A 12,402-nucleotide genomic window follows, 5' to 3' on the forward strand; every position below is an offset into this window, starting at 1 on the left:
ACGAGATCGGCATGGGCGACAACATCTGGCTCGGCGACCGCGACGCCGTGCGCACCCCCATGCAGTGGACCCCCGACCGCAACGCCGGCTTCTCGGCGTGCGACCCCGGCAGGCTCTACCTCCCCACGATCATGGACCCGGTCTACGGCTACCAGGTCACCAACGTGGAAGCCTCCATGTCGTCCCCGTCCAGCCTGCTGCACTGGACCCGCCGCATGATCGAGATCCGCAAGCAGAACCCCGCGTTCGGACTCGGCTCGTTCACGGAACTGACCTCCTCCAACCCGGCGGTCCTGGCGTTCCTGCGCGAGTACGGCGACGACCTGGTGCTGTGCGTGAACAACTTCTCCCGCTTCGCCCAGCCCACCGAGCTCGACCTGCGGGCCTACGACGGACGGCACCCGGTGGAGCTGATCGGCGGAGTGCGCTTCCCCGCGATCGGCGAACTGCCCTACCTGCTCACCCTGCAAGGCCACGGCTTCTACTGGTTCCGGCTCACCCGAGTCGCATCCCGCATCGGCCGCCGCCGCTGAACGCCCGGCGCCGAGGAAAGGACGCGTCACCATGCCGAAGACCATCACCCCCCGACCGCGCACCGCGGCCGGGCCCGACGGGCCACTGGCCTCGTTGGGCGGGCTGCTGCGCGACTGGCTGCCGAGCCAACGCTGGTTCGCGGGAAAGGACCGGCCGGTCACCGATCTGTCGGTGCTGTCCGTGACGGAGCTGTTCCCGGGGTGTCTGCACCTGCTGGTGCACGCCTCGCACGTGCCGGTGCCCACCCCCGGCGGCACTCCCCCGCCCGGGGACTGCTACCAGCTGCTGCTCGGCCTGCGCCAGCACCTCGCCCCACGGCTGGAGCGGGCGTTCATCGGGCGGGCCGTCGGCGGCCCGCTGGCCGGGCTCGCGGTGTACGACGCCCTGCACGACCCGCGCTCGGCCCATCTGCTGCTGGAACGGCTGCGGCAGCCCGGCACGGCGGGCCCGCTGCGCTTCCAGACGGACCCGGCCGCCCATGTGCCCGGCGGTCTGCCGCCGCGGCTGCTGGACGCCGAACAGTCCAACTCCTCCATCGTGTACGGCGACGCGTACATCCTGAAGCTGTTCCGCCGGATCCAGCCGGGCGTCAACCCGGACCTGGAGGTGCCGGCCGCGCTGACCGCGCAGGGCTGCACCCGGGTGCCGGCGCCGGTGGCCTGGTTCACCACGGCCGCACCGCGCCCGGCCACCCTCGGTGTGCTGCAACCGTTCCTGCCGGACGCCACCGACGGCTGGACGCTGGCGCTGCGCGCACTCGCCGCGGGCGACCACTTCACCACCGAGGCCCGCGCGCTGGGCCGGGCCATGGCCGAGGTGCACCTGGCGCTGGCCGAGGCCTTCCCGCCGGCCGGGCCGGGCGAGAACGGCCGTACGGCCGAGGCGATGTGCGCGCGGCTCGACGCGGCCGCGCACGCCGTCCCCGCGCTGCTGCCCTACGTACCCGGACTGCGGGCCGCCTTCGGGGCGCTCGCCACGTGCGACACCGGGCCGCCCGCCCAGCGCATCCACGGCGATCTGCACCTCGGGCAGGTGCTGCGGGCCGGCCGCGACTGGTTCGTCATCGACTTCGAGGGCGAGCCGTCCCGTCCGCTCGCCGAGCGGCGCGCCCCGCAGTCCCCGGTGCGGGACGTCGCCGGGATGCTGCGCTCCTTCGACTACGCGGCCCGGCAGCGCCGCCCCTGGCGACCCGAGTGGGCGCGCCGCTGCCGGGAGGCGTTCTGCGCGGGCTACGCGGCCCGCGCCGGCTGGGACCCACGCAAGAAGCACGCGCTGTTGCGCGCGCACGAGACGGACAGGGCGGTCTACGAGGTGCTGTACGAGGCGAGACACCGGCCCGACTGGCTGCCGGTACCGATGGCGGCGATCAAACGGCTCGCCGTGTGGGGAGGCTGACCCATGGCACTGAAGGACACCACGCGCCCCGAGGCCGCCGGGCCCACGCCGGCCGCGCCCGTGGCCCTGGAGGCCGCCGACCGCGGCCGGCTGCTGGCCGGCGCGCACCACGATCCGCACTCCCTGCTGGGCGCCCACCCGGTGCCGGGCGGCACGCTGTTCCGGGCGCTGCGCCCGAACGCCCGGGCGGTGAGCGTCGTGATCGACGGCACGCCGACCGCGCTGCGGCCGGAGGGCGACGGTCTGTTCGCCGCCGTCCTGCCCCGCGCGCAGGTCCCGTCGTACACGCTGCTGGTGGCGTACGACGACACCGAGCAGGAGGTGCACGATCCGTACCGCTTCCTGCCCGCCCTCGGCGAGCTGGACCTGCACCTGATCCGCGAGGGCCGGCACGAGCAGCTGTGGCGGGCGCTCGGGGCCGAGCCGATGGTCCACCAGGGCGTGTCCGGCACCCGCTTCACCGTGTGGGCGCCCAACGCCCAGGGGGTGCGGGTGGCCGGGGACTTCACGTACTGGGACGGCACGCAGTACCCCATGCGGTCGCTCGGCGCGTCCGGGGTGTGGGAGCTGTTCCTGCCCGGGATCGGCGAGGGCACCCGGTACAAGTTCGAGATCACCTCCCGGTACGGGCACCGGTTCCTGAAGGCGGACCCGATGGCGCGGGGCACGGAGGTGCCGCCGGACACGGCGTCGGTCGTGACGTCCTCGCACTACGAGTGGGGTGACGCCGAGTGGATGGCGCACCGCGGTGACACCCCCGTGCACCAGGCGCCGTTCTCGGTCTACGAGGTGCACCTGCCGTCCTGGCGGCCCGGGCTGACCTACCGTCAGCTCGCCGATGAACTCCCTCCGTACGTCAAGGGGATGGGCTTCACGCACGTGGAGCTGATGCCGGTGGCCGGGTACCCGTTCAGCGGCTCCTGGGGCTACCAGGTCACCTCCTACTACGCGCCGACGCCCCGGCTCGGCTCGCCGGACGACTTCCGGTACTTCGTGGACGCCTGTCACCGCGCCGGCCTCGGCGTGATCATGGACTGGGTGCCGGCGCACTTCCCCAAGGACGACTGGGCGCTGGCCCGGTTCGACGGGGACCCGCTGTACGAGCCCGGGAACGCGCTGCGGGCGGAGCACCCGGACTGGGGGACGTACGAGTTCGACTACGGCCGCACCGAGGTGCGCAACTTCCTCGTCGCCAACGCGGTGTACTGGTGCGAGGAGTTCCACATCGACGGGCTGCGCGTGGACGCCGTCGCCTCCATGCTCTACCTGGACTACTCGCGCGACTCCGGCCAGTGGGAGCCCAACGTCTTCGGCGGCCGGGAGGACCTGGACGCGGTGGCCTTCCTCCAGGAGATGAACGCCACCGTGTACCGGCGCTGCCCGGGCGTGGTGACCATCGCCGAGGAGTCCACCGCGTGGGACGGGGTGACCCGGCCGACGGACGGCGGCGGGCTCGGGTTCGGGCTGAAGTGGAACATGGGCTGGATGCACGACTCGCTGGAGTACATCCAGAAGGAGCCGGTGCACCGCAAGTACCACCACAACGAGATGACCTTCTCGATGGTGTACGCCTACAGCGAGAACTACGTCCTGCCGATCTCCCACGACGAGGTCGTCCACGGCAAGCGGGCGCTGGTGTCGAAGATGCCCGGCGACTGGTGGCAGCAGCGGGCCAACCATCGCGCCTACCTCGGCTTCATGTGGGCCCACCCCGGCAAACAGCTGTTGTTCATGGGGCAGGAGTTCGCCCAGGGGGCCGAGTGGTCGCACACCCACGGCCCCGAGTGGTGGCTGCTCTGCGACGACTACCACTCGGCCGGCGACCACCGGGGCGTGCAGGCCCTGGTGCGGGACCTGAACACGGTGTACCGGGCGACGCCGGCGCTGTGGCAGCGGGACACCGACCCGGGCGGCTTCCGGTGGGTGCTGTGCGACGCGGCCGACGACAACGTGCTGGCGTTCCTGCGCTTCGCCGCGGACGGCGGCCCGCTGCTGGCGGTGTCGAACTTCTCCCCGGTCGTCCGGCACGACTACCGCCTGTGGGTCCCCGACGGCTTCGCCGCCTGGCGCGAGGAGCTGAACACCGACGACACCCGGTACGGCGGCGGCGGCGTCCGCACCGCGGGTCCCGTCAAGCCCGAGGAGGGATTCCTGCACCTGACGCTGCCCCCGCTCGCCACCGTCTGGCTGACGCCGGAGGGCTGAAAGCCGCAGGTGTCGGCGACCGTGCGAGGGGCAGTCGGGGTCGTACAGACAGCGACTGCCCCCGTGGCACGGACAGAAGGGCGGCACCCAGGTGCGCACCGTCGGAGTGGAGGAGGAACTCCTTCTGGTCGATCCGGACAGCGGCGACCCGAAGGCACTGGCGGCGGCGGTCCTCGCACGGGCCGCCCAGGACGATCCCGGCCAGGACGTCTTCGAGAAGGAGCTGTTCGGGCAGATGCTGGAGTTCGCCACGCATCCGCAGTCGGACATGGCGGACCTCGGCGACGAGATCGTCCGCTGCCGCAAGGAGGCGGCCCGGCACGCCGGGCAGATCGGCTGCGGGGTCGCCGCCCTGGCCACGTCCCCGCTGCCGGTCAGTCCCGCCCTCAGCGTGAACGACCGCTACCAGTGGCTGGCCCAGCGGTACGGGATACCCACGTGGGAGCAGCTGGTCTGCGGCTGCCACGTCCATGTGTCGGTGGAGTCCGACGAGGAGGGCGTCGCGGTCCTCGACCGGATCCGCCCGTGGCTGCCGGTGCTGCGGGCGATCAGCGCGAACTCCCCGTTCTGGCAGGGCCGGAACTCCGGCTACGCCAGTTATCGCAGCCGGGTGTGGAACCGGTGGCCGTCGGCCGGCCCGACCGAGCCGTTCGAGACGGCCGAGCGGTACCACCGCCGGGTGGCCGAGATGGTGGACACCGGGGTGATCCTGGACGAGGCCATGGCCTACTTCGACGCCCGGCTGTCGGCCCGGTACCCGACGGTGGAGATCCGGGTGGCGGACGTGTGCCTGGGCGCGGAGAGCGCGGTGCTGATCGCGACGCTCTGCCGTGCCCTCGTGGAGACGGCCGCCCGGGAGTGGCGGGCGGACCGGGCGGTGCCCGACCCCGGTGTGAGCCTGCTCCGGCTGGCCGACTGGCAGGCGGCCCGGTACGGCCTGGAGGAGGACCTGCTCGACCCGGTGACCATGCGGCCGCGGCCCGCGCCCCGGGTGCTGCGCTCCCTGCTGGAGTACACGGGGGACGCGCTCACCGAGTCCGGTGACGCGGCCCGCGCCGAGCGGGCCGTCGAGGAGCTGCTGCGCACGGGCAACGGCGCGCGGGAGCAGCGCAGGCTGCTGGAGCACACCGGCAGCCTGCGGGACGTCGTCGCCGAGTGCGTGCGGCGCACGCAGGGCTGAGCGGACCGGTCAGAGGATCAGTACCAGGGCGTAGGCCAGGAAGAAGGCCGCGATCAGCACGACCAGCAGCAGGATCAGGGTCAGCGGCGCCTTGGCCCAGCCCCTGCGCTGGACGTGCGGTTCGCGGGGGCCGGCCTCGGGCATGCTGCTCTCGGCCGGCGGGGTCTCGCCGGGCGGCACTCCCCCGCCTGGTTCCAGGCCGGTCGTGCGCTCGGGCTCCGGATCGGGGTTCACATGACTCATGTGTCCCGAGTCCCCAGGACACGCCCACATCATCAGCCGATCACGACTTCCTCGTTCCCCTCACCGAACGCGCCTGCCTGGGCTACATTCGAGCACCGCCGGCACCGAGCCGGCCGGCGGAGTGACCGTCCGTACACCAGGAGCAGCGCATGCGGAACCCCGCCCCCGCTCCCGCCGTCGCCCCGCCGCTCACCGGCGGCCTCGCCGACAGCGTGTTCGCGACGGCGGAACGGAATCCGGCGCTGCCGGTCCTCGCGCGCCGGGACGGTCCCGCCGCCCCCTGGCGGGAGGTGACGGCGGTCGAGCTGCGCGACGAGGTGATCGACCTGGCCAAGGGCCTGATCGCCGCCGGTGTCTCGCCCGGCCACCGGGTGGCCCTGATGGCCCGCACCCGCTACGAGTGGACGGTGCTCGCGCACGCGCTGTGGGCGGTGGGGGCCGAGATCGTGCCGGTCCATCCGGCGTCCTCGCGGGACCAGGTGGAGTGGATGCTGCGCGACGCGGGCTGTGTGGCCGTGGTCGTGGAGGACGAGCAGGGCGTGATGACCGTCGGCACCGTGTGCACCCGGCTGCCACGGCTGCGGCACGTCTGGCAGCTCGACGCGGGCGCCGTCGCGGAGCTCGTGGAGCGGGGCGCGGCCGTCCCCTGCACCACGGTGGAGTCGCTGCGCCGGATCGTGCTGCCGGACTCCACGGCGGCCGTCGTCTACACCTCCGGCACCTCCGGGCGCCCGATGGGCTGCGCGCTCAGCCACCGCGGCCTGGCCTACCCCTGTGACACGCTGCTGGCCGGCTGGGCGCACACCGCCGCGCCGCCGGGCGAACAGCCGTCCGTGCTGGCGTTCCTGCCGTTCTCGCACGTCTACGGCATCATGATCATGCTGATGTGCGTGCGGGGCGGGGTGCTGATGGCGCACGAGCCGGAGCTGACCGGTCCGGCGCTGGCGTCGGCCCTGGGCACGTTCCGGCCGACGTACCTCTACGGTGTGCCGTCGGTGTTCGAGAAGCTGTACAAGACGTTCCTGCGCACCGCGCAGCAGGCGGGGCGGGGTGCCCTGTTCGAGCGGGCCGCGCGGACGGCGCGGGACTTCGCCGCCGCCGAGGAGCGCCGGCGGCTGGGCGCCGGGCCGGGCCCCGGACTCGAACTGAAGCTGCAACACGCCCTGTACGAGCGGACGGTGTACCGCAGGCTGCGGGCCGCGCTCGGCGGCCGGGTGGTGCGCGGGACCTCCGGCGGCAGCGCCCTCAACCGCGAACTGTCCCTGTTCTACGAGGGCATCGGCGTCTACCTCCACGACGGGTACGGGCTCACCGAGGCCAGCGGCGGGATCACCATGCAGCCGCTGGGCCGGGAGAAGTCGGGGACCGTGGGCCTGCCGCTGCCCGGCACCGAGATCCGGGTGGCCGAGGACGGGGAGATCCTGGTGCGCGGTCCGTCGGTGTTCCAGGGCTACGTCAGCGACGAGCACGCGACCCGGGCCGCGCTGCGCGGCGGCTGGCTGGCCACCGGGGACATCGGCCGGCTGGACGCCGAGGGCTATCTGACGATCACCGGGCGCAAGAAGGACATCATCGTCACCAGCGGCGGCAAGAGCGTGGCCCCGGCCCTGCTGGAGCAGCGGCTGCGGATGCACCCGCTGGTGCACCAGGCGGTGGTGATCGGCGACGACCGGCCGTGCGTCGGTGCCCTGATCACCCTGGACCCGGAGTTCCTCGCGCACTGGCGGGCCGCCCTGGCGCTGCCGGGCGACGCCCAGGGACGGGAGGCCCGGGAGGAGAACGCCCTGCGGGAGGAGATCGCGCGGGCGGTGGCCTCCGCCAACAGTGCGGTGTCCCGCGCGGAGTCGATCAGGGTCTACCGCGTCCTGCAGGAACCGTTCGCCCCGCACAACGGGCTGTTGACGCCGTCCATGAAGCTGCGCCGGGACGCCGTCGTGCGGCACTACGCGGCCGAGATCGAGGCGATGTACCAGGCGCGCTCCCGGCCGCGGCCGGATCCGCCGGAGCCGGCCGAGTGGGACGAACCGGACGATGTCTTCCGCTGACGGCGCCGCGGGAGCACGGCGAACGGCCGGCGGGTCCGAAGGGAGACGGATAGCCTGCGCGGCTGGGGGAACCCGCAGCGCATCGAGAGATCAGCAACGACGACCGTTCCGGTCGGAAGGGGCCGAGCCGGCCCGTTCCGGGCCGGGACCGGGGAATGCGAGATGGTGACGGAGCCGCGCTGGGACGACACACCGCCCTCGGAGGAGAAGTACGAGCGTACGTTCTCCTTCCCCGGGGAGCTGCGCAACGTCACGGGCGCGCGGCTCGCGGCGGAGGAGTTCCTCTGTGCCCTCGCCCGGGACGCGCCGCCGGGCGCGCACGAGTACTGGGACGACATCCTGCTGGTCGTGACCGAACTGGCCGCGAACGCGATCCAGTACGCGCCCGGTCCGTTCGACCTGCGGATGCGCCGCACCTTCGACGGGGTGCACGTGACGATGCGGGACACCAGCACGACCAGGCCGGAGCCCCGGCCGTTCCACCCCCGCACGGGCGGTGGCGGCATCGGCTGGCACCTGGTGCACACGCTGTGCACCCAGGTCAGTGTGGTCGTGCACGACCGCGGCAAGGACATCCACGCGTTCCTGCCCTGGTGACGGGTGTTCGACGTGTAGGTGTGCGCCAGCCGGTTACTCCACGTCCCAGTGGGGGCATGCTGGTCCCCATGCGTTCGTCTGCCTGCCGCACCCAGCTGGCGGAACGGCTGGAGGGACGGTGGGATCGGAGTTGGCGCAGAGCGATCCGGGGCATGCGAACGGCGTCGAGCCGGACCGCCCGGAGCCGCAGAAAGGGATGAACACCGTGACACGACCCAGGATCCTGGTGGTTGGCGCAGGCTTCGCCGGAGTCGACTGCGTCCGCCGCCTGGAGCGCAAACTCGCCCCGGACGAGGCCGACGTCACCCTGGTGACGCCGTTCGCCTACCAGCTCTACCTGCCGCTGCTGCCCCAGGTCGCCTCCGGCGTGCTCACGCCGCAGTCGATCGCCCTGTCCCTGCGCCGCAGCAGGAAGTACCGTACCCGGATCATCCCCGGCGGCGCGATCGGGGTGGACCTGAAGGCCAAGGTGTGCGTCATCCGCACCATCACCGACAAGATCGTCAACGAGCGCTACGACTACATCGTGCTGGCGCCGGGGAGCGTGACCCGCACCTTCGACATCCCGGGACTGACCGAGCATGCCTTCGGGATGAAGACCCTCGCCGAGGCCGCCTACATCCGCGACCACGTCATCTCGCAGCTCGACCTGGCGGACGCCAGCGACGATCCCGCCGAGCGGGCCGCGCGGCTGCAGTTCGTGGTGGTCGGCGGCGGCTACGCGGGCACCGAGACGGCGGCCTGCCTCCAGCGGCTGACGCACGCGGCCGTACAGCGCTACCCGCGGCTGGACCCGGGCCTGATCAAGTGGCATCTGATCGACATCGCGCCCAAGCTGATGCCCGAGCTGGGCGACAAGCTCGGCCGCAGCGCGCAGGAGATCCTCAAGCGGCGCGGCGTCGAGGTCTCGCTGGGCGTGTCGATCGACAAGGCCGGCCCGGAGGAGGTCACCTTCACCGACGGCCGCGTGGTGCCGACGCACACGCTGATCTGGACGGCCGGAGTGGTCGCCAGCCCGCTCATCGCGACGCTCGGCGCGGAGACGGTCAAGGGCCGGCTGGCGGTCACCGCCGAGATGTGCCTGCCGGGGTACGACGGCGTGTTCGCGCTCGGCGACTCGGCGGCCGTGCCGGACCTGGCCAAGGGCCAGGAGGGCGCGGTGTGCCCGCCCACCGCCCAGCACGCCATGCGGCAGGGCAGGAAGGTCGCCGACAACGTCATCGCGACGCTGCGCGGGCAGCAGATGCAGCCGTACGTGCACAAGGACCTGGGTCTCGTCGTCGACCTCGGCGGCAAGGACGCGGTGTCCAAGCCGCTGGGGATCGAGTTGCGCGGCGTGCCCGCGCAGGCGGTGGCCCGCGGCTACCACTGGTCGGCGCTGCGCACCAACGTCGCGAAGGCCCGGGTGATGACCAACTGGCTGCTGAACGCGGTCGCGGGTGACGACTTCGTGCGCACCGGCTTCCAGGCCCGCAAGCCCGCCCGGCTGAAGGACTTCGAGTTCACCGATTCCTACCTGTCACCGGACGAGGTCCGGGCCCGGGTGGAGGGCGCGGGCATCGACCACCCGTGAGGTGATGTGGATCACAGGGGACCGCCGGTCACTTCACCGCGGACCGGCGGTCTTCCCTGGTGTTCACACACACCACACGGAGGGACACCCCGGCATGACCGAGAAGACCGTCAAGGGTCCGGCGAGCTACTTCCCGTCGATCGAGAAGAAGTACGGCCGCCCGGTCGGCGAGTGGCAGGAGCTGATCCGCTCCTCGCCGCTGACGAAGCACATGGAGCTGGTCGGCTGGCTCAAGTCCGAGCACGGCATGGGCCACGGGCACGCCAACGCGCTGGTGGCCGCCACCCTGGCCGGGGAGAGGTGAGCCGGCGCCGCGTGCGATGCTGGGCCGTAGATCGATTTCCGGCACGGGAGAGAGCGCGGCGGCGTGAGGGCAGTGGCACGGTCGGGACGGGTACGGATGTGGGACCGGCTCGCGGCGTCGGACCCCGGGCTGCTCCGCCTGACCGCGGGACTGCGCACGGTCACCGCGATCGCCCTCACCCTCGCCGTCCTCGCCGCGCTGAACGTCCCGGTGCCCCAGCTGGTCGCCGGGGCGATCGCGGCGATGGTCGCCACCTTCGCCATCCGGGAGAAGCAGCGCGCCCAGCAGGCCGTGACGCTGGCGTTCGGCCTGCCGGTGGCGCTGGCCTCGGTGTCCCTGGGCGCGCTGCTCAACCAACGGGTCGTCGCCGGCGACCTGTTCTTCGTCGTCCTGATCTTCTGCGCCGTCTACGGCCGCCGGTTCGGTGACCGGGGCACGGCACTGGGGCTGATCGGCTTCCAGGTCTACTTCCTGTCGCTGTTCGTGGGCGCGACGGCGTCCATGCTGCCGGAGCTGTACGGCGTCATCTGCGTGGCGTTCGCGTGCAGCGCGGCCGCCCGGTTCGCGCTGCTCCCGCAGACCCCGGCGGGCACCCTGGACCGGCTGCGGCGGGCCTTCCGCGCCCGGCTCGGCCAGCTGCTCGCCACCCAGGCCGAGCTGCTGGACGCCGGACCCGACGAGGCCGAGAAGGTGCTCGAGGACCTGCGCACCGGCACCGCGCGGCTGCACGAGACGGCGTTGCTGATCCAGGGCCGGCTGGAGGACGGCACGTCGGACCCGGCGGTGGCCCGGCTGCTCCAGCGCCGGATCGCGGACGCGGAGATCGCCGCCGAGCGGCTCGGGCTGCTGCTGCTCACCGCGCGCAGTGCGCAGCGGACCGACACCCTCACCCTGCATCTGCCGGGCGCCCCGCTGCCCTCCGGCGGGGAGCTGCCGGTGCGGGACGAGGCGACGGCCGCGCTGCGCCGGGATCTGCAGGCGCTGCGGCTGCTGACGCTGCGGCCTGCCGGGGAGGCGTCGGGGACGGCGCTCGCGCAGGTGCGCAACCGGCTGCTCGGCTACCGGGAGGAGGAGAACCTGCCCCCGGCCTCCCCGGCCGTGCAGGACGTCTTCCGTGGCCTCGGCGAGACCGCGCGGGCCGCCCTGGGCCTGCGGCTGGCCCTGGACGGGCCGCAGGACGAGTCCGACGACACTCCGGCGACCGCCCGCTCCCGCGAGGAGCTGGACGCGGAGGACGCCGCGATCGAGGTCAGTGAGGAGAGCGAGGCGGAGGAGCCGCAGCCGGCCGGCCTGAAACGGCCCACCACCCGGGCCGCCGTCCAGGTGGCCGTGGGCTCCTCGCTGGCCATCGTCGGCGGTGAGCTGCTGTCCGCCCAGCGCTGGTACTGGGCGGTGCTGACGTGCTGGATCGTCTTCCTGAACACCGCCTCCACCGGCGAGATCCTGGTGAAGGGCTACCGGCGGCTGCTGGGCACGGTGCTCGGTGTGGTGGCGGGCATCGGGCTCGCCGCCCTGGTGGGGCATCACACGTGGACGGCGTTCGCGCTGGTGCTGCTGTTCATCTTCGCGATGTTCTACACCGCGCCCCTGTCCTACACGCTGATGTCGTTCTTCGTGACGGCCATGCTGGGGCTGCTGTACACCCTGCTGAACACCTACAGCCTGTCGGTGCTGGTGCTGCGGATCGAGGAGACGGCGCTCGGCGCCGCCTGCGGGGTGATCGCGGCGGCCGTGGTGCTGCCGGTCCACACCGACCGCCGTACCAACGAGCTGCTGGTCGCGGTGCTTGACCGGCTCGCCGACGTCACCCGGGGCGCCGTCGACCAGCTCAGCGGCGGGGCGGGCGGCGACCTGGTGGAGCAGGCGCGCGAGCTGGACCAGGCACTGGCCGACCTGCGCGCGGCCACCCAGCCGCTCACGCATCCGATCACCCCGCTGCGCTCGCGCCGGAACACGGTCCGGTACGTGGTGGCGCTGCTGGAGACCTGCGCGTACCACGGGCGGTCCCTGGCGGCCACCGCCGAGCTGCTGCCGACGCACCCGTCGATCGCGGCGGACCCCCGGCTGCGCGGGGCGGGCGGGCGGATCGTGCACAACATCGAGGCGATCGCCGCGCACGTCACGGACCCGAGGTCCGCCGCACAGATCGAAACCGGCCCCAGCATCGCGTCGATGCTGGAGCCGGGAACCCTGCGCACCCCGCGCTACGGCCGCGTGACCGACCGGGTGCTGCGCCATCTGCAGCGCCTGGACGAGGCCGTCTCCGGCCTCGCCCGGCCGCTGGGCCTGGCCGGAGGGCCCACCCAGCCGCGGAGGTGAGCGGCGC

10 protein-coding genes are annotated in these 12,402 nt (G+C 73.0%); 9 read left to right on the plus strand and 1 reads right to left on the minus strand.

The features are described from left to right. The 4 genes from ACZ5DC_RS33685 to ACZ5DC_RS33700 all read left to right on the plus strand — a co-directional run. Positions 1-533: alpha-glucosidase C-terminal domain-containing protein (locus tag ACZ5DC_RS33685; RefSeq protein WP_452991532.1), on the plus strand; the 533-nt coding region annotated here is incomplete at its 5' end. A gap of 31 nt (positions 534-564) precedes the next feature. After that, entirely contained in the window at positions 565-1,929 is a 1,365-nt protein-coding gene (locus tag ACZ5DC_RS33690; protein WP_468659129.1) for a maltokinase N-terminal cap-like domain-containing protein, read from the plus strand. A 3-nt stretch (positions 1,930-1,932) separates the two neighbouring features. Further along, positions 1,933-4,134, plus strand: coding sequence for a 1,4-alpha-glucan branching enzyme (glgB, locus tag ACZ5DC_RS33695; protein ID WP_468659131.1), 2,202 nt, complete (start codon positions 1,933-1,935; stop codon positions 4,132-4,134). Positions 4,135-4,225: 91 nt separating this feature from the next. After that, positions 4,226-5,314, plus strand: a complete 1,089-nt coding sequence (locus ACZ5DC_RS33700) for a glutamate--cysteine ligase 2 (protein WP_468659133.1) — start codon at positions 4,226-4,228, stop codon at positions 5,312-5,314. A gap of 9 nt (positions 5,315-5,323) precedes the next feature. On the opposite strand, the gene ACZ5DC_RS33705 is transcribed toward ACZ5DC_RS33700, so the two are convergent. Then, entirely contained in the window at positions 5,324-5,557 is a 234-nt protein-coding gene (locus ACZ5DC_RS33705) for a DUF6480 family protein (protein ID WP_366753039.1), read from the minus strand. 149 nt (positions 5,558-5,706) lie between these two features. On the opposite strand from ACZ5DC_RS33705, the gene ACZ5DC_RS33710 reads away from it, so the two are divergent. From ACZ5DC_RS33710 to ACZ5DC_RS33730, 5 genes are all read left to right on the plus strand, one after another. Continuing rightward, positions 5,707-7,602 (plus strand): AMP-dependent synthetase/ligase, encoded by a 1,896-nt coding sequence (locus ACZ5DC_RS33710; protein WP_468659135.1) that lies wholly within the window; start codon positions 5,707-5,709, stop codon positions 7,600-7,602. 162 nt (positions 7,603-7,764) lie between these two features. Further along, positions 7,765-8,199, plus strand: a complete 435-nt coding sequence (locus ACZ5DC_RS33715; protein ID WP_468659137.1) for an ATP-binding protein — start codon at positions 7,765-7,767, stop codon at positions 8,197-8,199. Positions 8,200-8,395: 196 nt separating this feature from the next. Beyond that, complete coding sequence (locus ACZ5DC_RS33720) at positions 8,396-9,772, plus strand: NAD(P)/FAD-dependent oxidoreductase (protein ID WP_468659139.1); 1,377 nt, start codon at positions 8,396-8,398, stop codon at positions 9,770-9,772. A 94-nt stretch (positions 9,773-9,866) separates the two neighbouring features. Then, complete coding sequence (locus ACZ5DC_RS33725; protein ID WP_468659141.1) at positions 9,867-10,076, plus strand: DUF4287 domain-containing protein; 210 nt, start codon at positions 9,867-9,869, stop codon at positions 10,074-10,076. Between the two features lie 96 nt (positions 10,077-10,172). Next, positions 10,173-12,395: an FUSC family protein gene (locus ACZ5DC_RS33730; protein ID WP_468659516.1), complete on the plus strand. Its 2,223-nt coding sequence runs from the start codon at positions 10,173-10,175 to the stop codon at positions 12,393-12,395. Positions 12,396-12,402 lie beyond the last annotated feature (7 nt).

This window comes from Streptomyces sp. NPDC031445 (genome assembly GCF_055581365.1).